The following is a 19,484-nucleotide window of genomic DNA, read 5'->3' on the forward strand; positions in this document are numbered from 1 at the left end:
GCAGTAAACCGCGCATCGCAGCGCGTAACAATCCCGAGTCTTTCAGAAAGCTGAGCCTGAGAACTGCCGTATATGGTGGCGACCATCTCGGGGCGGCTTTTCTGTGCGAACAGGCTCATCTTTCTAAAAGGTAAGACGCTATGAATATCGTTCCACTAAATTACAAAGGCGAACCTATCCGCTTCAATACTGATGGCTGGATTAATGCCACTGATATTGCAAAACGTTTCGGGAAGCGTCTGGATCACTGGTTGTCCAACACTGAAACTCTCGAATACGTTAGAGCTCTGGATGAGGTTTATTCAGGTGAGCCATCGAAAATTCTACATACCCGTGATTCCGGGTATGTAAAAACAAGCAAGGCACGAAAGGACAGGGGCGGCGGAACATGGCTGCATCCAAAGTTATCAGTTGCCTTTGCAAGATGGTGCGATCCGAAATTCTCCGTATGGTGCGACCTGCACATTGATAGTCTGCTTCGCGGTGAACTGACTGAGCAGCAGAAATATGAGCAAGCATGTCGCATTCGCGATGACCGGAAATCAAAAGCCAGCAATGGGGCAAGAGAGATGGCTCGCTGGCGATGGGATAAGCCGGTTATTGAAGCAAATGTTGAGTACTGGCGCGAGCAACTGCAGTTGACTCTCGATATCGCGTGCTGATGGCAAACGCAAAACTGCGTTATCGGAAAAATCAAAGCATTACGAGAGCTGAGCAACAGCTATCCATTACAAAGCCCATCTACGGGTGGGCTTGATAATGAAACCGGAATTTATTCTGGGTAACCAGTTACGGCAGTACCACGAAACAACCCAAGCCAGTAAGTGGGGAAATAACACTGGCAGCCACTGAAAGATGAACCTCCTGCCTTATGGCAAAAAAGATTCTTTGTGGTGGCGGACTGATGGAAAGACATCGGTTATTGCAGAGACCATTCAATGAGTGGTCTCGATAATGGCTTATACCCTACACGGGATAACTTAACTGATATCCCTTTTAACGGATAAACGGAGCCAACAATGGCAGAGATTATTCCCATGACTGAAGAACAGAAATTCCAGTTAGAGATTTACAAGCTGGTCATGAACCAGAACGCAGCCGCAGAAGAAGCATTTCAATTCATCGGCACGGACGAACTGAAGCTTGAGCTATTCAAAATTCACTTTCAGTCAGGCGGCGCTAATTCTGATATCACGACCCGCACTATCGAAGCGGTGCGTAAATCGAAGGAAGCGTTAGACCTGTTCACTACCGGAGCATAACGAATGGCAAAGACGAAGTGGCCTAAACTTCCCCGGTTCTTCGTGCCATTGTTCCATAGCGCCAATGTCTACCTGTGTCGTTCAAAGGAAGAGTGGGGTCAGGCTTGTATTCATCTTGGAGTTGATAGCGGCGGGAATGAGGTGCTGGCGGGGGCAACACAGTCATATTGCAATACCGAAACAGGCGAGAACCTTTACCTGCTTGGGGTATTCAATGGAAATGCTGCCACACTGGTTCATGAATGTGCTCACGTCGCATTTTATGTCTGCCGAGATGTTGGTGTAACCACTCATCCTGGCGACGCAAACGAAACCTACTGCTACATGCTTGACAGAATGTTCAGTCACTTCCTGCCGTTCTTTCATGAACCAGAAAAAGAAGGAGCCAAGTAATGGCAAACCCAAACTTCACGCCATCATGGCCTCTCTACAAAGATGCTGACGGTGTATATGTGTCTGCTCTTCCGATTAAAGCTATCAAATACGCTAATGACGGAAGTGCAAACGCAGAATTCGACGGCCCGTATGCTGACCAGTACATGTCAGCGCAAACAGTAGCCGTATTCAAGCCAGAGGTTGGCGGATACCTGTTCCGGAGCCAGTACGGCGAGCTGCTCTATATGAGCAAGACAGCATTTGAAGCTAAGTACACTTCTGCAAGCGGTTCAGTAACGAATGCAGAGACGGCGGATAAGTTATCTACTGCTCGCACTATCACACTAACCGGCGCTGTCACAGGTTCAACGTCCTTTGATGGTTCGGCTAACGTGACTATCGCAACAACATCAGGAAGTTAACTTATGGCAGCACCAAAGGGAAACCGATTCTGGGAGGCCCGCAGTAGTCATGGGCGTAACCCGAAATTCGAGTCGCCTGAGGCGCTGTGGGCTGCTTGTTGTGAATACTTCGAGTGGGTGGAGGATAACCCACTATGGGAGATGAAGGCTTTCTCATATCAAGGAGAAGTTACACAAGAGCCTATCGCCAAGATGAGGGCGATGACCATCACTGGGCTAACGCTATTCCTCGATGTGACGCTTGAGACATGGCGACAATACAGGGTGAGAGAAGACTTATCTGAGGTCGTTACGCGAGCAGAGCAAATCATCTACGACCAAAAATTCTCCGGCGCAGCCGCTGATCTTCTCAACGCTAACATCATCGCCCGCGATTTGGGCCTCAAAGAGCAGTCGCAAGTTGAAGACGTGACACCTGATAAGGGAGATCGCGATAAGCGCCGCTCTCGTATCAAGGAGCTATTCAACCGTGGAACTGGACGCGATTCTTGATAACCTGAGCGACGAAGAGCAAATCGAATTGCTCGAGCTACTCGAAGAAGAAGAGAACTACCGAAATACACACTTGCTATATGAGTTTGCGCCATACAGCAAACAGCGTGAGTTCATCGACGCAGGTCATGACTATCCAGAGCGATGTTTTATGGCTGGTAACCAGCTTGGTAAGTCATTTACTGGCGCTGCTGAAGTCGCGTTTCACCTTACCGGGCGATACCCGGGAACGAAAGGTTATCCGGCTGATGGTAAATATGGCGGAGAGTGGAAAGGTAAGCGTTTCTATGAGCCAGTTGTCTTCTGGATTGGCGGTGAAACAAACGAGACTGTAACCAAAACGACTCAACGCATCCTGTGCGGGCGTATCGAAGAGAATGATGAACCTGGCTATGGGTCAATCCCGAAAGAGGACATCATTAGCTGGAAGAAGTCTCCGTTCTTCCCTAATCTTGTTGATCACCTTCTTGTTAAGCACCACACGCCAGAAGGCGTCGAAGATGGCATCTCAATATGCTACTTTAAGCCTTACTCACAGGGCCGCGCCCGCTGGCAGGGCGACACAATTCACGGCGTCTGGTTTGACGAAGAGCCGCCATATAGCATCTATGGCGAAGGTCTTACCCGTACAAACAAATACGGGCAATTCTCAATTCTGACGTTTACCCCGCTGATGGGGATGTCTGACGTTGTTACCAAGTTCCTGAAGAATCCCAGTAAGTCGCAGAAAGTGGTCAACATGACCATCTATGACGCTGAGCACTACACCGACGAGCAGAAAGAGCAAATCATCGCATCCTATCCTGAGCATGAGAGAGAGGCGCGTGCTCGCGGTATTCCTACGATGGGTAGCGGTCGAATATTCCAGATACCGGAAGAGACGATTAAGTGCCAGCCGTTTGAGTGTCCCGATCACTTCTATGTTATCGACGCTCAGGACTTCGGCTGGAACCACCCGCAAGCTCACATTCAGCTTTGGTGGGACAAAGACGCAGATGTTTTCTATCTGGCGCGTGTATGGAAGAAATCAGAGAACACTGCCGTTCAGGCGTGGGGTGCTGTTAAGTCGTGGGCTAACAAAATACCTGTCGCGTGGCCTCATGACGGTCACCAACACGAAAAGGGCGGTGGTGAGCAACTTAAAACCCAATATGCGGACGCCGGGTTCTCTATGCTTCCCGAACACGCAACGTTCCCGGATGGCGGTAACTCAGTAGAGTCAGGCATTAGTGAACTTCGTGACCTGATGCTTGAAGGAAGATTCAAAGTATTCAACACATGCGAACCATTTTTTGAAGAGTTCCGCCTATATCATCGCGATGAAAACGGCAAGATTGTCAAGACCAACGATGATGTGCTCGATGCTACTCGCTACGGCTACATGATGCGCCGCTTCGCCAGGATGATGCGCGATATCAGAAAGCCGAAAGAAAAGAAAATCCCCGCACCGATTAGACCAGTACGCAGAGGACGATAATGGCTATGGCTTAAGAAAATCTGACGCTGAGTGCTGCAATGCGTCGATGAACTTAAGTTTATGGTTGTATGCCTCTTCGGCTGTAGGGAAGCCGCTTTTTGTGTATCTCTTCCCGTCAATGACGAATTGCCACATGTAGTTTTTGGTATCAACCCTGAATGTCACACCCTTGAATCCAGATGAGTTGTCTTTATCTATTCCGCGATTCAGGCCATTCATTTTCTTATTGGCTGCGCGAAGGTTGGCTATCCGGTTATCCGATTTGTTTCCATTGATATGGTCAATTAGATCTGTGAATTCTCCGTAATAGTGAGCCCAGCACAGGCGGTGAACATAATAGAGCTTATTCCCAACCCTCACATCGAGGTATCCGTTCCCGTGAGGGCATCCAACTGGCTTGCCATTCAGATCTGTCCTGCGAGTTCTGTTTATTGCCGTGAGGATTCCGGTATCCGGGTTATATGAAAACAGGCTTCGAATCTCATCAATGGATAGCTTTTTCATATTATTTCCTTTGGTAAGTAATCCCATTAATTTTATCACGGCATCATTATGGATAACAAAGAAAATCGTTTAGAAGAAATACTGACTAAGTTCGACTGCGATTGGACTGCCAGTGATGAGATCAGGACGGAAGCGAAGAGCGACTTATTCTTTTCTCGCCTATCTCAATGGGATGACTGGCTATCACAATACACAACCCTGCAATATCGCGGGCAGTTCGATGTTGTACGACCAGTGGTGCGCAAACTCGTTTCTGAGATGCGTCAGAACCCTATTGATGTTCTGTATCGTCCAAAGGATGGAGCAAGTCCTGACGCCGCTGATGTGCTTATGGGTATGTATCGTACAGACATGCGGCACAACACGGCAAAAATCGCGGTCAATGTCGCTGTTCGTGAGCAGATTGAATCAGGCGTAGGTGCGTGGCGTCTGGTCACTGACTACGAAGACCAAAGTCCAACGAGCAACAATCAGGTTATTCGTCGTGAGCCTATCCATAGCGCTTGCTCCCACGTTATCTGGGACAGCAACAGCAAGCTGATGGATAAGTCTGACGCCCGTCACTGCACAGTTATCCACTCAATGAGCCAGAATGGTTGGGAGGATTTCGCAGAAAAATACGACCTCGATGCGGATGATATTCCATCATTCCAGAACCCCAACGATTGGGTATTTCCATGGCTGACGCAGGACACAATTCAGATCGCTGAGTTTTACGAAGTGGTCGAGAAGAAAGAGACGGCGTTTATCTACCAAGACCCGGTTACGGGTGAGCCGGTAAGCTACTTTAAGCGCGATATTAAAGACGTCATCGATGACCTGGCTGATAGTGGATTTATCAAAATTGCAGAGCGCCAGATTAAGCGTCGCCGGGTATACAAATCGATTATCACCTGCACTGCTGTACTCAAAGACAAGCAGCTCATTGCTGGCGAGCATATCCCCATTGTTCCGGTGTTCGGAGAGTGGGGCTTCGTTGAAGATAAAGAAGTGTATGAGGGTGTCGTCCGCCTGACAAAAGACGGCCAGCGTCTGCGCAACATGATTATGTCGTTCAACGCCGACATCGTGGCCCGCACTCCGAAGAAGAAGCCGTTCTTCTGGCCTGAGCAGATTGCAGGCTTTGAGCATATGTACGACGGTAACGACGATTACCCATACTACCTGCTCAATCGCACTGACGAAAATAGTGGAGACCTTCCGACTCAGCCGCTGGCATATTATGAAAACCCGGAAGTGCCGCAAGCCAACGCCTACATGCTGGAAGCAGCAACCAGCGCAGTAAAAGAGGTTGCCACTCTCGGAGTTGATACAGAAGCGGTAAATGGCGGACAGGTTGCGTTTGATACCGTCAATCAACTGAATATGAGGGCTGACCTTGAGACATACGTGTTTCAGGATAATCTGGCTACCGCCATGCGCCGTGACGGAGAGATTTACCAGTCGATAGTTAATGACATCTACGATGTTCCTCGCAACGTTACGATTACCCTTGAGGATGGCAGCGAGAAAGATGTTCAGCTAATGGCTGAGGTTGTTGACCTTGCTACTGGAGAAAAGCAGGTACTAAACGATATCAGGGGGCGCTATGAGTGCTACACGGATGTTGGACCATCATTCCAGTCCATGAAGCAGCAAAACCGCGCAGAAATTCTTGAGTTGCTCGGCAAGACGCCACAGGGAACGCCAGAATATCAACTGCTGTTGCTTCAGTACTTCACCCTGCTTGATGGTAAAGGTGTTGAGATGATGCGTGACTATGCAAACAAGCAGCTTATTCAGATGGGCGTTAAGAAGCCAGAAACGCCCGAAGAGCAGCAATGGTTAGTAGAGGCGCAACAAGCCAAACAAGGTCAACAAGACCCGGCAATGGTTCAGGCTCAGGGCGTACTCCTGCAGGGGCAGGCTGAACTGGCTAAAGCTCAGAACCAGACGCTGTCCCTGCAAATCGATGCAGCTAAAGTCGAAGCGCAGAACCAGCTTAACGCTGCCAGAATCGCAGAAATCTTCAACAACATGGACCTCAGTAAACAATCTGAGTTTAGAGAGTTCCTTAAAACCGTTGCTTCATTCCAGCAGGACCGCAGCGAAGACGCTCGCGCAAATGCTGAGTTACTCCTTAAAGGCGATGAACAGACGCACAAGCAGCGAATGGACATTGCCAACATCCTGCAATCGCAGAGACAAAATCAACCTTCCGGCAGTGTAGCCGAGACACCTCAATAAGAGAGAGTTAATCATGGAACCAACCACCGAAATTCAGGCAACTGAAGACTTAACCCTGTCCGGCGATCATGCAGCGGCATCTGCTGATAGCTTAGTTGTCGATAATGCCAACGACAATGCAGGTCAGGAAGAGGGCTTTGAGATTGTCCTGAAGGACGATGAGACAGCACCAAAACAAGACCCGGCAAAGAACGCAGAATTCGCCCGCCGCCGCATCGAGCGCAAACGACAGCGCGAGCTTGAGCAGCAGATGGAGGCAGTTAAACGCGGAGAATTGCCGGAGAGTTTACGGGTAAACCCTGACCTTCCTCCTCAGCCAGACATTAACGCCTATCTGTCAGAAGAAGGCCTGGCTAAATATGACTACGACAACAGCCGTGCGCTTGCCGCTTTCAATGCTGCTAATACCGAATGGCTAATGAAAGCGCAGGACGCCCGCAGCAATGCCGTAGCAGAACAGGGCCGCAAGACTCAGGAGTTTACCCAGCAATCAGCGCAATACGTCGAAGCTGCCCGCAAACACTATGACGCGGCGGAAAAGCTCAACATCCCTGACTATCAGGAGAAAGAAGACGCATTTATGCAACTGGTTCCGCCTGCGGTTGGGGCAGACATTATGCGCCTGTTCCCGGAAAAGTCCGCCGCGCTCATGTATCACCTGGGGGCAAACCCGGAGAAAGCCCGCCAGTTACTGGCGATGGATGGGCAGTCCGCGCTGATTGAACTCACTCGACTATCCGAACGCTTAACTCTCAAGCCTCGCGGTAAAAAAATCTCTTCCGCTCCCCCTGCTGACCAGCCGATTACCGGTGATGTCAGCGCAGCAAATAAAGATGCCATTCGTAAACAAATGGATGCTGCTGCGAGCAAGGGAGATGTGGAAACCTACCGCAAGCTAAAGGCAAAACTTAAAGGAATCCGATAATGGCTTTGAACGAAGGTCAAATTGTTACACTGGCGGTAGATGAAATCATCGAAACCATCTCCGCAATCACTCCAATGGCGCAGAAAGCCAAGAAATACACCCCGCCTGCTGCTTCTATGCAGCGCTCCAGCAATACCATCTGGATGCCTGTAGAGCAAGAGTCACCCACTCAGGAGGGCTGGGATTTAACTGATAAAGCGACAGGGTTACTGGAACTTAACGTCGCGGTAAACATGGGAGAGCCGGATAACGACTTCTTCCAGTTGCGTGCTGATGACTTGCGAGACGAGACTGCGTATCGTCACCGTATCCAGTCAGCAGCTCGCAAGCTGGCGAATAACGTTGAGTTGAAAGTCGCAAACATGGCCGCCGAGATGGGATCATTGGTTATCACTTCGCCGGATGCAATCGGCACTAATACCGCTGATGCCTGGAACTTTGTGGCCGATGCAGAAGAACTGATGTTCTCCCGCGAACTTAACCGCGACATGGGCACATCGTACTTCTTCAACCCGCAGGACTACAAAAAGGCGGGTTATGACCTGACCAAGCGTGATATCTTCGGGCGCATCCCTGAAGAAGCATACCGCGATGGCACCATTCAGCGTCAGGTCGCTGGCTTCGATGATGTCCTGCGCTCTCCGAAACTTCCTGTGCTGACCAAATCCACCGCAACTGGCATCACTGTATCCGGTGCGCAGTCCTTCAAGCCTGTCGCATGGCAACTTGGTAACGATGGCAACAAAGTTAACGTTGATAACCGTTTTGCTACCGTCACCCTGTCTGCAACTACCGGCCTGAAACGCGGCGACAAAATCTCGTTTGCTGGCGTTAAGTTCCTCGGTCAGATGGCTAAGAACGTGCTGGCGCAGGACGCGACTTTCTCCGTGGTCCGTGTTGTTGACGCTACTCACGTTGAAATTACGCCGAAGCCAGTTGCGCTGGATGATGTTTCCCTGTCTCCTGAGCAACGCGCCTACGCCAACGTTAATACCTCGCTGGCTGATGCAATGGCAGTGAACATTCTGAACGTTAAAGACGCTCGCACTAATGTGTTCTGGGCTGACGATGCTATTCGTATCGTGTCTCAGCCGATTCCGGCTAACCATGAACTTTTTGCAGGTATGAAAACTACCTCATTCAGCATCCCTGATGTTGGCCTGAACGGTATCTTCGCTACGCAGGGTGATATTTCCACCCTGTCCGGCCTGTGCCGTATTGCGCTGTGGTACGGCGTAAACGCGACACGACCGGAGGCAATCGGTGTTGGCCTGCCTGGTCAGACTGCGTAACTAACAGGGGCTGCGGCCCCTTTCTTTATGGAGTGGCTATGAAAATAGCAATCTATAAGCCCGGTGGAAGCATCATGGTATGGGGCGTCATGGCTCAGATGAAGGTCATCGACTCCAGCGAACTTCCGGAATATGTCAAAGATGGCTGGCTTGATCATCCATCAAAGCTGCTGCCCGTGGAAGCAGATGATGTTAAGCCACGCAAAGGCCGCAAGCCTAAGGCGGTAAGCGATGCAGATAAAGACTAAAGGCGATCTGGTCAGGGCTGCGCTTCGTAAGTTGGGCGTGGCATCAGATGCAACCCTTACCGATGTCGAACCTCAGTCTATGCAGGATGCCGTTGATGATCTGGAAGCGATGATGGCGGAGTGGTATCAGGACGGGAAAGGCATCATTACCGGCTATGTATTCTCAGATGATGACAATCCTCCTGCTGAAGGTGACGACCATGGCCTTCGCTCCAGTGCAGTCAGCGCCGTATTCCATAATCTGGCCTGCCGCATTGCTCCTGATTATGCGCTTGAGGCTACTGCCAAAATTATCGCCACTGCTAAATACGGAAAAGAGCTTCTCTATAAGCAAACCGCCATTTCCAGAGCCAAACGAGCGCCTTACCCGTCACGCATGCCGACAGGCAGTGGAAACAGTTTCGCCAATCTGAACGAATGGCATTATTTCCCCGGAGAACAGAATGCCGATTCAACAACTCCCCATGATGAAGGGAATGGGTAAAGACTTCAAGAACGCCGATTATATCGACTATCTGCCAGTGAATATGCTGGCAACACCCAAAGAAATCCTTAACAGCAGCGGCTATCTCCGCTCATTCCCCGGCATTACCAAACGTTATGATATGAACGGCGTATCGCGTGGAGTTGAGTACAACACCGCTCAGAATGCTGTTTATCGTGTTTGTGGTGGCAAGCTCTACAAAGGAGAAAGCGAAGTTGGTGATGTTGCCGGAAGTGGTCGCGTATCAATGGCACATGGTCGGACATCACAGGCGGTAGGCGTTAATGGCCAACTGGTCGAGTATCGCTATGATGGCACGGTTAAAACCGTCTCAAACTGGCCTGCAGACAGCGGATTCACGCAGTATGAGTTAGGTTCAGTGCGTGACATTACGCGCTTACGTGGGCGTTATGCGTGGTCAAAAGACGGCACTGATTCATGGTTTATCACTGACCTCGAAGATGAATCGCATCCTGACCGCTACAGCGCACAATATCGCGCAGAGTCGCAGCCTGACGGCATCATCGGCATCGGAACATGGAGAGACTTCATCGTCTGCTTTGGTTCGTCAACGATAGAGTATTTCTCACTGACAGGCGCAACCACCGCTGGCGCTGCGTTGTATGTCGCACAGCCATCGTTGATGGTACAGAAGGGCATTGCCGGAACATACTGTAAAACGCCGTTCGCTGATTCATACGCCTTTATCAGTCATCCGGCTACTGGCGCACCTTCCGTCTACATCATCGGCTCAGGGCAGGCATCGCCAATTGCGACCGCCAGTATTGAGAAAATTATCCGCTCATATACCGCTGAAGAAATGGCGACGGGTGTGATGGAGACTTTGCGCTTCGATTCTCATGAGCTTCTGATTATTCATCTCCCTCGCCATGTTCTGGTTTACGACGCATCGTCCAGCCAGAACGGACCTCAGTGGTGTGTGCTGAAAACCGGGCTTTACGATGATGTATATCGCGGCGTCGACTTCATGTACGAAGGAAACCAGATAACGTGCGGCGACAAATCAGAAGCGGTGGTCGGACAATTGCAATTCGACATCAGCAGCCAGTACGACAAACAACAAGAACACCTACTGTTTACGCCCCTTTTCAAAGCAGATAACGCCAGATGCTTCGACCTTGAGGTTGAATCATCCACTGGTGTTGCTCAATACGCTGACCGCCTGTTCCTCTCTGCAACCACTGACGGCATCAATTACGGGCGTGAGCAGATGATTGAGCAGAATGAACCGTTCGTTTACGACAAGCGTGTTTTGTGGAAGCGAGTAGGGCGCATCAGGAAAAACATTGGCTTCAAATTGCGCGTTATCACGAAGTCACCTGTCACTCTGTCTGGCTGCCAGATAAGGATTGAGTAATGGCGGATTCGAATCTCAATGTGCCGGTAATCATCCAAGCTACACGACTCGACACATCAGTTCTTCCACGCAATATCTTCTCGCAGTCGTATCTGCTTTACGTTATCGCACAGGGCACTGATGTTGGTAACGTGGCGAACAAGGCCAACGAGGCCGGACAGGGCGCTTATGATGCACAAGTCAGGAACGATGAGCAGGATGTGATTCTCGCTGACCATGAGCAACGAATTTCTGCTGCGGAAGCAACACTTGTTAATCATGAGGAGCGAATCAGCCGGGCAGAATCAACTCTTCAGGAACATGAAACACGAATCACTCAGAATGAAAGCGATATTGCGTCGCTTGATACCAGAGTTCAGTCGCTGGAATCGCAGGTTTCAGACCATGAAACGCGCATCGATGCTCTGGAGTATGCCACTACTCGCAAGAAGTCAGAGGTTGTTTACTCTGGCGTATCAGTAACCATCCCGACAGCGCCGACCAACCTTGTTAGCCTGCTGAAAACGCTCACGCCGTCATCCGGCACGTTGGCACCATTCTTCGACACCGTTAACAACAAGATGGTTGTGTTCAACGAGAACAAAACCTTGTTCTTCAAGCTGTCGATTGTCGGGACGTGGCCCAGCGGAACCGCAAACAGGTCAATGCAGCTAACATTCTCCGGTTCCGTTCCTGATACGCTGGTCAGCAGTCGTAATGCGGCGACAACAACCGACAACATCCTGTTAGCTACGTTCTTCAGCGTGGATAAAGACGGCTTTCTTGCCACAAATGGAAGCACGTTAACCATTCAGTCAAATGGTGCGGCGTTTACTGCCACAACCATCAAAATCATTGCGGAGCAGTGATGGAAATAAAGCTCATCGACAATCCGGTGAAGCTTGCAGAATTCCTCAACAACCCGGCAAACACGGGAAATATCGTAGACAGTGGAGATAAATACTACATCAAGCCTGATGCGGTATATCTCGGCATCTACGAAGGATTAGTGCTGGCTGGCGTTCATGAAGTGCGTAACTTCTGGCATAGCGTTGTTGAATGTCATGCGGTGTACGACCACGGATTCCGTGGTGAATATGCACTGCAAGGGCATCGATTATTCTGCAAATGGCTTCTCGAAAACTCACCATTCCTTAACAGCATCACCATGGTTCCTGACACAACGAAATACGGACGGGCAATTATCCGTTTGCTTGGCGCTACCCGTGTTGGTCACCTTGATGATGCTTATACCAGCAATGGAAAGCCTGTGGGCATCACGATTTATCAGTTACCGCGCTCAAAATACGAGGAGCTAACGAATGTTAATTTTCCAGATTGCCAATAAGCACCTCAGCAAAGCTGTTTACTGCAAAGGTGGCAGTGATGGCGGTTCAAAGGCACAGGCACGCGCAACTGAAAAGGGCATCGAATTGCAGCGTGAAATGTGGCAGACGAACATGCAAAACCTTGCACCGTTCACGCCACTCGCTCAGCAGTACGTATCACAGTTGCAAAATCTTTCCTCTCTTCAGGGGCAAGGTCAGGCGCTTAACCAGTATTACAACTCCCAGCAGTACAAAGACCTTGCAGGTCAGGCGCGTTACCAGAGTCTGGCAGCAGCAGAGGCAACGGGTGGATTAGGCTCTACAGCAACAGGAAACCAGTTAGCAGCAATCGCACCTACACTCGGTCAAAACTGGCTGTCAGGTCAGATGAACAACTACAACAATCTGGCAAATATCGGCCTTGGCGCTCTTACAGGTCAGGCAAACGCCGGGCAGAACTATGCCAACAACGTCAGCCAATTGTATCAACAGCAGGCGGCAGCATCTGCGGCTAATGCGAATAAACCATCAGGATTTCAGAGCGCCCTGGGTGGAGCGGCAGCAGGTGCAGCTGCAGGTACTGCAATCATGCCTGGTTGGGGTACAGCAATTGGTGCTGGCGTCGGTCTTCTTGGTTCACTTTTTTAATGGAGGTGTCTCTTGGCTACATGGCAACAGGCTGGTAATTCAGGCGCGCTTCTTGCCGGGTTAGGCGGCATGAACTCCAACGCTCCAAGAGCAAGTGATGCAGACGCCACGCTTGCATACATTCGACAGAATAACGAGATGGAGCGTTCAGGACGTAATAACGTTGGCTTGCAGGCTTTGCAGGGCATTTCATCTGTCATGGATATGTATAAGCAGATGGATCAGCAGAAGCGACAGCAAGAGTTTCAGCAGGCTTATGCTGATGCATATACATCTGGTGACCGCGATGCAATGCGAAAACTGGCATCACAGTATCCTGAGCAGTTTGACGCTGTAAGAAACGGCATGAAATTTGTCGATGAAGACCAGCGTTCCTCTGTCGGCACACTGGCAGCAAGTGCCAGACTGGCAGCTTCATCTCCAGAAGCCATGATGTCATGGTTGCAGAACAACTCATCTGAGCTTACTCGTGCCGGAGTAGACCCTCTGGATGTGGCGAAAATGTATCAGCAAAATCCACAAGGTTTCACAGAGTTTGTTGATCACCTTGGGATGGCTGCGCTTGGTCCTAATGATTATTTCAATGTTCAGGACAAAATGGCTGGTCGCCAACTAGAGAAAGGGCGATTGGATGAAAGCATTCGTCAGGCTGATATGGAGAATGCGAGAGGATGGGCAAATATCCAGAACGCTCAACTAGACAGGGCTCAGCGGGCACAAATGCATAATGATAACGTAGCCCTGAAGTTGCAGGAATTAGGGATGAAACAACAGGAAAGCGGAAAGATTGACCCAAAACTTGTTCGAGATCTGAATAGTGATATTAATGGGTTCTCAAAGAATTATTCTGCAATGCGCAGTGCTTCTGACAACCTACAAGCCCTTGGGAAGCGCAACACTCCAGCAGCGCAGTTGGGAATGATTTTCAACTATATGAAATCGCTGGATCCGCAATCTGTGGTACGCGAAGGTGAGCAAGTGCAGGTAAAACGCACTGATGGAATATTCGGCACACTTGGTAACTATGTTAGCCAATTATCTAACGGCAAGATGCTGAATAATGAGCAAGTCCAAGACTTAATCAACACCTCAAAACTGATGGCAAATACTGAAGGCGAAAAGTTTAATCAGCAAATGGATGATTATCTTTCAACTTATGGAGATTCTCTCCCCAGCGGACTAACTAAGCAATTGCAATCCAGAAAAGCCAAGCTGTATGAAGATATTCAGCAGCCTGCGCAACAACAGACACAACAAGCAACATCTGGCGGTCAAACATTTCGAGAAGGTATGACCGCGAAAAATCCTAAAACTGGTCAGAAAATTATTTACAGGAACGGACAATGGCAACCAATGTAGGTTTACCAGAGGGGTTTGTTCTGGATGAACAGCCTGATAACTCACAACTTCCTGATGGCTTTGTGCTTGATTCCCAACCAGAACAGCAGCAATCTCCTTTGGTTTCACCAGAGGAAAATTCCAGACAGGAAAATGTTGTTAATAATGCTAACGGTTTCGACCGTTTTATGTATGGCGTTCTCAGTGGATTGATGGATGTTGGTAAAGGTGTTGGCCTGTTTCAGGATATGACACCAGAAGAGCAAGCCGCAATTCAGTCTCTACAGCAGAAGTTAGCGGCAAAACCATCAACCGCACAAGATGTTGGTGAGTTTGTTGGACAAGCAGCGCCATTTGTTAGTGGTGGTGGGATTATTTCTCAGGTTCCGAAAGGGGCGGCAAGGCTGGCTGCCGCCGCAGGGCTTGGTGCGGTTGAAGGTGGTGTTGTTGCTAACGGAACCGGTGGCAATGTAACTACAGGGGCGGCTATAGGTGCTGCCGCTGGTCCAATTGCTGAATTGGCATCTCCAGTGATTAGCAAAGCAGCCAGTGCGGTTACGAAGAGGTTTAGGCCTCCATCGGCAGAAATGTCTCAGGCATCTGAACTTAGTGGAATGGCGAGGGTTGCAACGAAAGCTACAGATGTGAATCCAATAACAGGAAACAGATCTGGTTTAAATGCTCTCGCGGAAGCTGTTTCACCAGATGATTCTGTGCTACAGGCCGCCCGCAATCTTGGGATGGAGGATGCCTTAACTCCCGGCATGTACTCCAGCAACCCTTCTTACCGCGCGTTTGAAAATGCTTTAGCTGCAACCCCAGGGAATAAACTGTTCCACGCACAGCGAGAGGCCATTAGTAGGCTTGGAGAGCAGGCAGATAAATTTATTAATGATTTTGGTGGGAGCGTTGATAAGGACTTTATCAATCAAAAGGTCAAAAGCTCTTATGAGGAGTTAAGATCAAACCTGAAGCGCCAAGAAGACACTCTATACAATCAAATTAGAGCAAAAATTCCAACAAGAGCTACCGTAGATACCACCCATACCACTAACGCCATTGAGGATATTGCAGATGATGTCGGTGGGCTGGAAAAACTAAAATCGCTATATCCTCAACTGTCAAAGACCTTGGAACAAATAGACCCAAACACCGCCCCGACTTATGGTCTTCTTGATGCAGTTCGACGGCAGGTTGGAAGGGCTCTTGGCAAAGAGATGGATAAAGGGCCATATAGCGGCATCGACGCTCGGCACCTTGGAATTATTGAAAGCGCACTGATACAAGATCAGGGAGCCGCTGCTGCCAAATATGGTGCAGAGGATACATGGAATTTAGCTAGAGAGATCGGGAGAAAGAGATTCGCAGTGCAGGCAGCCGCTGTTCAAAATCTTGGCAGAGACTTGGATAAAGGAATAGTGCCGCAATTACAGCAAGCTATCGTCGATATGTCTCAAGGAAAGGGCGGTGATTTCCGTCGCCTAGTTTCAAATCTTCCTGATGACATGGTGCAACCAGCTGTTGCCACCGCAATGAATAGGGCTTTCACTACGTTCGCTAAATCTCCCGGGCAGTCACTTGGTGTTCCTGGATTTGTTAAGTGGTATGGAGGGCTATCAAGAAACAAATCAAATATGCAGGCATTGAGCCGGGCAATTGGCTATCAGGCTACGCGTAGGTTGAGAAACATCTATGAGGTGGCTTCTGGCATGCAAAGGGTGGGCAGCGAGAAGGTGTATTCCTCCTCTCAAATTGACCGGATGATGAATCAGTTCGCAGGAGAGAAGGGAATGCTTGGGCGTATATATGGAATAGGAAAAGACGTGGCTAAAGCAGAAGGGCTAACCACAGCCATCGGAGCGCCTGGAGCCGGTACGGCAGGGGTACTCTTTAGCCTCCTCCGTTCTGGTAAAAATTCAAGAATGGCTGCCGCTGATGAATTAATAGCATCTCCGGCTTTTAAAAATCTCTCAAAAAGGATTGCCTCAGGTCACGCCAGCACCCCAGCATCTAGGAAATCGGTGGATGCTTCAATGCAGAAAGTGAAACCATATAGGGATTGGGTAAATACGCTATCAGCGGACGAGAAGAAAAATCTAGCCCGCGTTGGTATTGTCGCTTTTCTCAGTAGTAACGATTCTTTGCCCACAGAGCAACAAGCAGGGCAACAATAATCCAACCGACTGTTACCATATTAACCTCCCGATAGCCATGGATGGCTATTCTGACATCCTTTTTAATTTATTGTATGACTCTATAGAATCTGTGCACAACTTCATGAACTCTTGAAGTGACATTCCTAGGCGAGAAATTTCCGTATTCAAAAAACGTTCAATAAATTCATCTCCGCCGGGCATCTGTGTTGCTTCTTGAAAAGCAAACATTTGTTTAAATGTTCCACACATACCAGCAACTTTAGCTGTAACTAACATGTCGTTAGCAAATTTCAGATCCTTATCTTGCGATTGTGCAAGACCACTAATTAGAAAACAGAATGCACCTATAACCCATCGCTTCACACCAACCTCCTTAGTTTTGCGCAGGATACCAGATGAAATGGTCTTCAAAACTGGATGTCTTCAGCATCATCGCCAAAAACATTTTTATATGCATCTTGCCTTAAGCTCCTGAGAGCTTGATACATTTGCGAATGAGAACTGATGCTATCTAGTAAGTAGAAAATTGCTTTGACTAGCTCATTCTCCCACCGCTCAAACTCTTCTTTGTTTGATGGCCTGTTCCCGGAGAGGTTTGAGTAAATCTTCATAATCCTGGAGTTATCAACCTCAGCAGGCACCGGAGACTTCAATGCATCATCAATGATAAACACTAGTTCTGTATTCATTGATCTGCCGTTTTCCTTTGCTCTTAAGGCTATAGCATCCCGCATTCCTGCCGGAAGCCTGATATTGAACCTATCCATTTCATGACTAGGGAACTTGCTCATATGACCTCAACGTAAAGATGTTTACTAAACAATAGCACCAACTTGACATCAAAATAAATGGTGTTAAATTGGTTCTAGAACCAAGTTGGTATCATTGTGGGAGGATTACTTATGAAAGATGTGCTTTACACAGGTCGTAAAAGTCAAAGTTTCCAGCTTCGTTTGCCAGCGCGAATGAAGGAGGAGATTAGACGTGTTGCTGAAATGGATGGAATTTCTATCAACTCTGCGATTGTGCAGCGACTGGCTAAAAGCCTGAGGGAGGAAAGAGTTAATGCCCAGTAAAAATAGTGAAGCCCGGCAGTGCGCGAACACAAACCGGGCCTCTATGTCAGTAACCGTATGCAAGGAAACTAACATGAGCATTGTAGCAAAAGCAGATTACAACTTCCACGGAGTTGAGTTGGTGCCCACCCGTGATATGCATGGTGTTTGGTTTACATCATCTAATATTGCATCTGCACTTAAATACGCAAATAGTCGTGCAGTAACAATGATTTATAACAAGTATAGCGATGAGTTTAGCGCCGGAATGACTCAGGTACTCGAAGTGAGTACCTCAGGAAATTATCGCAAAAAAGTGCGAGTTTTCTCACTACGCGGTGCCCACCTAATCGCTATGTTTGCTCGCACTCCGGTAGCCAAAGAGTTCCGCCGCTGGGTGCTGGATATTTTGGATCGGCAGGCAGAATGCTCACCGATTGCAAAACAGTTTACTGACGAAGAACTGGTTAATCTCTGCTACTTACAATTGTGGATGGAGAAGAGTCAACAAATGTGCAAACACATCTACCCAGGAATGAAGCAAATTGGTTCTGAGCTTTCAGGAAGGATTTACGATATTGCATATGAGACTCGCTACATGTCAGAAGAAACCAAGAAATCACTTCTTCGTGAAATGAAGAATCTTGATACCAACAATTTTGTCGTAAAGAACGCTCAGCCAATGCTGGCAAAACTGCGCGGCGAGGAATGGATTCATTGATTGGTGCGCCGGACGGCGCAAAAAGAAAACCGCCAGTGTGCTGCTGGCGGCCTATGTCACACCCTTACTACCACATAAGGAATGCCTAATGACTTTTAAGAATGTAGCAAACATCGGATCCGTTGTCACGGATAAAACCATTGACAGCCAAAGTCTTCTGATGATGGTTAATGAAGCTCGCAAGTTATGTGGAGAGCCATCAGTACGTAACAACAAATTCATCGAGAAAATTGAGGATGAATTGGAGGGCGAGACCTACACAAAAAGTGTAGGTCGGAAAAACGGGGCTGACATTGATGTTATCTCCATGACTATCAAGCAGGCGCTTCGTGTTGCTGCTCGCGAATCTAAAGCAGTTCGCCGAACACTTGTAGACAAACTTGAAAGTATGCAGGAAGCACACATTAAAAGCGGTAAATCAGCGAGTGGACTTGTTGAGTATCGTCAAGCGCGAACACTGAAAATGACGGTTGAAGCTGTTACCAATCTGTTCGATCTGATGCCAAATCTTGCGCCGGAAGCAAAGCAGACTGCTGCAGCAAGCATAATCAACCCGCTCGTTGGTTTTAATGCAATACCTCTTCCGGCAATAGAAGAGCATTACTACTCAGCAGGGGAGGTTGCAGAGCAGCTTGGAGTAACGGCCAACAAGATTGGTCGCATTGCTAACGCAAACAACCTCAAAACTGAGCAGTACGGGAAGTTCTTCCTGGATAAATCGGCGCATTCCAGCAAACAGGTAGAGGCGTTCCGCTACAATTCTGAAGGCGTTAAAGCACTACAACACCTGCTACATGGCTCAAATGTGGCGTAACATTTTATAATGAAAACTAAACCCGCTTAATCGCGGGTTTTTTCTTTCCTTAGAATTTCAGCCGCAACTTCTTTTACTCGTTCCGAGATTAATGAGGCCAGCCTCTCTTCTTCATCACGATACCCGCTTACAGGTGATGGTTTGGAGAGTGATTCTTCCATCGTAGCCACAATTTCGGAATTGATAGACCTGTTATTCATTTTTGCACGCTGCTTAATCTTAGCGTGCAACTCGTGTGTAAGCCTCAAGTGGAACTGCGCCTCATCGTATTTGCTGTACATCATCAATGCCTCACCAAATGGGTGGAATGGCATCGTAAAACCCACTGTACAAATCAACAATCGTACCGTTTCGGTATGT

The 19,484-nt window shown here is 48.7% G+C and carries 24 protein-coding genes; 20 read left to right on the forward strand and 4 right to left on the reverse strand.

Features of this window, described 5'->3' with window-relative positions:
- Nucleotides 1-140: 140 nt before the first annotated feature.
- The 6 genes from NA197_RS09580 (at nt 141) to NA197_RS09605 (ending at nt 4,028) form a co-directional block, all read left to right on the forward strand.
- Nucleotides 141-662 (forward strand): KilA-N domain-containing protein, encoded by a 522-nt coding sequence (locus NA197_RS09580; protein ID WP_001028469.1) that lies wholly within the window; start codon nt 141-143, stop codon nt 660-662.
- A 357-nt stretch (nt 663-1,019) separates the two neighbouring features.
- A complete protein-coding gene (locus tag NA197_RS09585; protein ID WP_000807788.1) occupies nt 1,020-1,262 on the forward strand; it encodes a DUF2560 family protein in 243 nt (80 codons plus the stop codon).
- Nucleotides 1,263-1,265: 3 nt separating this feature from the next.
- Nucleotides 1,266-1,655, forward strand: coding sequence for a hypothetical protein (locus NA197_RS09590; protein ID WP_015995316.1), 390 nt, complete (start codon nt 1,266-1,268; stop codon nt 1,653-1,655).
- Nucleotides 1,655-2,059, forward strand: a complete 405-nt coding sequence (locus NA197_RS09595) for a hypothetical protein (protein ID WP_015995317.1) — start codon at nt 1,655-1,657, stop codon at nt 2,057-2,059. The genes NA197_RS09590 and NA197_RS09595 overlap by 1 nt, the downstream gene beginning before the upstream one ends.
- Before the next feature lie 3 nt (nt 2,060-2,062).
- A complete protein-coding gene (locus NA197_RS09600) occupies nt 2,063-2,551 on the forward strand; it encodes a DNA-packaging protein (protein WP_015995276.1) in 489 nt (162 codons plus the stop codon).
- Entirely contained in the window at nt 2,529-4,028 is a 1,500-nt protein-coding gene (locus NA197_RS09605; RefSeq protein WP_015995277.1) for a terminase large subunit, read from the forward strand. Before NA197_RS09600 ends, NA197_RS09605 begins: the two co-directional genes overlap by 23 nt.
- Nucleotides 4,029-4,031: 3 nt before the next feature.
- Here the strand turns inward: NA197_RS09605 and NA197_RS09610 are convergent, their stop codons facing one another.
- Complete coding sequence (locus NA197_RS09610) at nt 4,032-4,532, reverse strand: HNH endonuclease signature motif containing protein (RefSeq protein ID WP_000736482.1); 501 nt, start codon at nt 4,530-4,532, stop codon at nt 4,032-4,034.
- Nucleotides 4,533-4,580: 48 nt separating this feature from the next.
- On the opposite strand from NA197_RS09610, the gene NA197_RS09615 reads away from it, so the two are divergent.
- The 11 genes from NA197_RS09615 to NA197_RS09665 are packed head-to-tail and all read left to right on the forward strand — an operon-like array spanning nt 4,581 to nt 16,552.
- Nucleotides 4,581-6,758: a portal protein gene (locus NA197_RS09615; RefSeq protein ID WP_000368906.1), complete on the forward strand. Its 2,178-nt coding sequence runs from the start codon at nt 4,581-4,583 to the stop codon at nt 6,756-6,758.
- A gap of 13 nt (nt 6,759-6,771) precedes the next feature.
- Nucleotides 6,772-7,683 (forward strand): scaffolding protein, encoded by a 912-nt coding sequence (locus tag NA197_RS09620; protein ID WP_064042980.1) that lies wholly within the window; start codon nt 6,772-6,774, stop codon nt 7,681-7,683.
- Nucleotides 7,683-8,975, forward strand: coding sequence for a P22 phage major capsid protein family protein (locus tag NA197_RS09625; protein WP_438796685.1), 1,293 nt, complete (start codon nt 7,683-7,685; stop codon nt 8,973-8,975). Before NA197_RS09620 ends, NA197_RS09625 begins: the two co-directional genes overlap by 1 nt.
- Before the next feature lie 38 nt (nt 8,976-9,013).
- Complete coding sequence (locus NA197_RS09630) at nt 9,014-9,223, forward strand: hypothetical protein (protein ID WP_000684729.1); 210 nt, start codon at nt 9,014-9,016, stop codon at nt 9,221-9,223.
- Entirely contained in the window at nt 9,207-9,707 is a 501-nt protein-coding gene (locus NA197_RS09635) for a packaged DNA stabilization gp4 family protein (RefSeq protein ID WP_001166098.1), read from the forward strand. Before NA197_RS09630 ends, NA197_RS09635 begins: the two co-directional genes overlap by 17 nt.
- On the forward strand, nt 9,667-11,085 hold the full coding sequence (locus NA197_RS09640; RefSeq protein ID WP_046722397.1) for a packaged DNA stabilization protein gp10: 1,419 nt from the start codon (nt 9,667-9,669) through the stop codon (nt 11,083-11,085). The genes NA197_RS09635 and NA197_RS09640 overlap by 41 nt, the downstream gene beginning before the upstream one ends.
- Nucleotides 11,085-11,933: a tail needle knob protein gene (locus NA197_RS09645; protein WP_052942489.1), complete on the forward strand. Its 849-nt coding sequence runs from the start codon at nt 11,085-11,087 to the stop codon at nt 11,931-11,933. The genes NA197_RS09640 and NA197_RS09645 overlap by 1 nt, the downstream gene beginning before the upstream one ends.
- Nucleotides 11,933-12,412 carry a DUF2824 family protein gene (locus NA197_RS09650; RefSeq protein ID WP_032198657.1) on the forward strand — a complete coding sequence of 160 codons (480 nt, stop codon included), beginning with the start codon at nt 11,933-11,935 and terminating at the stop codon, nt 12,410-12,412. The genes NA197_RS09645 and NA197_RS09650 overlap by 1 nt, the downstream gene beginning before the upstream one ends.
- Nucleotides 12,387-13,040, forward strand: a complete 654-nt coding sequence (locus NA197_RS09655) for a hypothetical protein (protein ID WP_032166986.1) — start codon at nt 12,387-12,389, stop codon at nt 13,038-13,040. The genes NA197_RS09650 and NA197_RS09655 overlap by 26 nt, the downstream gene beginning before the upstream one ends.
- A 12-nt stretch (nt 13,041-13,052) precedes the next feature.
- A complete protein-coding gene (locus NA197_RS09660; RefSeq protein WP_052942490.1) occupies nt 13,053-14,399 on the forward strand; it encodes a phage DNA ejection protein in 1,347 nt (448 codons plus the stop codon).
- The gene (locus tag NA197_RS09665; RefSeq protein WP_052942491.1) at nt 14,384-16,552 is read left to right on the forward strand and encodes a hypothetical protein; all 2,169 of its coding nucleotides are present in this window, start codon (nt 14,384-14,386) and stop codon (nt 16,550-16,552) included. Before NA197_RS09660 ends, NA197_RS09665 begins: the two co-directional genes overlap by 16 nt.
- A 45-nt stretch (nt 16,553-16,597) precedes the next feature.
- Here the strand turns inward: NA197_RS09665 and NA197_RS09670 are convergent, their stop codons facing one another.
- Both NA197_RS09670 and NA197_RS09675 read right to left on the reverse strand, forming a co-directional pair.
- Nucleotides 16,598-16,897, reverse strand: coding sequence for a hypothetical protein (locus tag NA197_RS09670; protein WP_022630937.1), 300 nt, complete (start codon nt 16,895-16,897; stop codon nt 16,598-16,600).
- Nucleotides 16,898-16,941: 44 nt separating this feature from the next.
- Complete coding sequence (locus NA197_RS09675; protein ID WP_024139083.1) at nt 16,942-17,325, reverse strand: Arc family DNA-binding protein; 384 nt, start codon at nt 17,323-17,325, stop codon at nt 16,942-16,944.
- 111 nt (nt 17,326-17,436) lie between these two features.
- Here NA197_RS09675 and NA197_RS09680 point away from each other — a divergent pair, with 111 nt between their 5' ends.
- The 3 genes from NA197_RS09680 to NA197_RS09690 all read left to right on the forward strand — a co-directional run bounded on the left by NA197_RS09680 (nt 17,437) and on the right by NA197_RS09690 (nt 19,124).
- Nucleotides 17,437-17,610, forward strand: a complete 174-nt coding sequence (locus NA197_RS09680) for an Arc family DNA-binding protein (protein WP_000655895.1) — start codon at nt 17,437-17,439, stop codon at nt 17,608-17,610.
- A gap of 73 nt (nt 17,611-17,683) precedes the next feature.
- Complete coding sequence (locus tag NA197_RS09685; RefSeq protein WP_322967147.1) at nt 17,684-18,310, forward strand: P22AR C-terminal domain-containing protein; 627 nt, start codon at nt 17,684-17,686, stop codon at nt 18,308-18,310.
- 88 nt (nt 18,311-18,398) lie between these two features.
- Nucleotides 18,399-19,124 (forward strand): hypothetical protein, encoded by a 726-nt coding sequence (locus NA197_RS09690; protein WP_052942493.1) that lies wholly within the window; start codon nt 18,399-18,401, stop codon nt 19,122-19,124.
- Between the two features lie 26 nt (nt 19,125-19,150).
- Here the strand turns inward: NA197_RS09690 and NA197_RS09695 are convergent, their stop codons facing one another.
- Nucleotides 19,151-19,438 (reverse strand): Arc family DNA-binding protein, encoded by a 288-nt coding sequence (locus NA197_RS09695; RefSeq protein WP_042041822.1) that lies wholly within the window; start codon nt 19,436-19,438, stop codon nt 19,151-19,153.
- Nucleotides 19,439-19,484 lie beyond the last annotated feature (46 nt).

Origin of the sequence: Salmonella sp. NW884 (assembly GCF_051700745.1) — a bacterium.
Lineage (GTDB): Bacteria > Pseudomonadota > Gammaproteobacteria > Enterobacterales > Enterobacteriaceae > Salmonella > Salmonella enterica.

Excerpts from the sequence above, each read along its gene's own strand:
- NA197_RS09580 (WP_001028469.1), top strand. The coding sequence starts at position 141 with ATGAATATCGTTCCACTAAATTACAAAGGCGAACCTATCCGCTTCAAT.
- NA197_RS09585 (WP_000807788.1), top strand. The coding sequence starts at position 1,020 with ATGGCAGAGATTATTCCCATGACTGAAGAACAGAAATTCCAGTTAGAG.
- NA197_RS09590 (WP_015995316.1), top strand. The coding sequence starts at position 1,266 with ATGGCAAAGACGAAGTGGCCTAAACTTCCCCGGTTCTTCGTGCCATTG.
- NA197_RS09595 (WP_015995317.1), top strand. The coding sequence starts at position 1,655 with ATGGCAAACCCAAACTTCACGCCATCATGGCCTCTCTACAAAGATGCT.
- NA197_RS09600 (WP_015995276.1), top strand. The coding sequence starts at position 2,063 with ATGGCAGCACCAAAGGGAAACCGATTCTGGGAGGCCCGCAGTAGTCAT.
- NA197_RS09610 (WP_000736482.1), bottom strand. The coding sequence starts at position 4,532 with ATGAAAAAGCTATCCATTGATGAGATTCGAAGCCTGTTTTCATATAAC.
- NA197_RS09615 (WP_000368906.1), top strand. The coding sequence starts at position 4,581 with ATGGATAACAAAGAAAATCGTTTAGAAGAAATACTGACTAAGTTCGAC.
- NA197_RS09620 (WP_064042980.1), top strand. The coding sequence starts at position 6,772 with ATGGAACCAACCACCGAAATTCAGGCAACTGAAGACTTAACCCTGTCC.
- NA197_RS09625 (WP_438796685.1), top strand. The coding sequence starts at position 7,683 with ATGGCTTTGAACGAAGGTCAAATTGTTACACTGGCGGTAGATGAAATC.
- NA197_RS09630 (WP_000684729.1), top strand. The coding sequence starts at position 9,014 with ATGAAAATAGCAATCTATAAGCCCGGTGGAAGCATCATGGTATGGGGC.
- NA197_RS09635 (WP_001166098.1), top strand. The coding sequence starts at position 9,207 with ATGCAGATAAAGACTAAAGGCGATCTGGTCAGGGCTGCGCTTCGTAAG.
- NA197_RS09640 (WP_046722397.1), top strand. The coding sequence starts at position 9,667 with ATGCCGATTCAACAACTCCCCATGATGAAGGGAATGGGTAAAGACTTC.
- NA197_RS09645 (WP_052942489.1), top strand. The coding sequence starts at position 11,085 with ATGGCGGATTCGAATCTCAATGTGCCGGTAATCATCCAAGCTACACGA.
- NA197_RS09650 (WP_032198657.1), top strand. The coding sequence starts at position 11,933 with ATGGAAATAAAGCTCATCGACAATCCGGTGAAGCTTGCAGAATTCCTC.
- NA197_RS09655 (WP_032166986.1), top strand. The coding sequence starts at position 12,387 with ATGTTAATTTTCCAGATTGCCAATAAGCACCTCAGCAAAGCTGTTTAC.
- NA197_RS09665 (WP_052942491.1), top strand. The coding sequence starts at position 14,384 with ATGGCAACCAATGTAGGTTTACCAGAGGGGTTTGTTCTGGATGAACAG.
- NA197_RS09675 (WP_024139083.1), bottom strand. The coding sequence starts at position 17,325 with ATGAGCAAGTTCCCTAGTCATGAAATGGATAGGTTCAATATCAGGCTT.
- NA197_RS09680 (WP_000655895.1), top strand. The coding sequence starts at position 17,437 with ATGAAAGATGTGCTTTACACAGGTCGTAAAAGTCAAAGTTTCCAGCTT.
- NA197_RS09685 (WP_322967147.1), top strand. The coding sequence starts at position 17,684 with ATGAGCATTGTAGCAAAAGCAGATTACAACTTCCACGGAGTTGAGTTG.
- NA197_RS09690 (WP_052942493.1), top strand. The coding sequence starts at position 18,399 with ATGACTTTTAAGAATGTAGCAAACATCGGATCCGTTGTCACGGATAAA.
- NA197_RS09695 (WP_042041822.1), bottom strand. The coding sequence starts at position 19,438 with ATGCCATTCCACCCATTTGGTGAGGCATTGATGATGTACAGCAAATAC.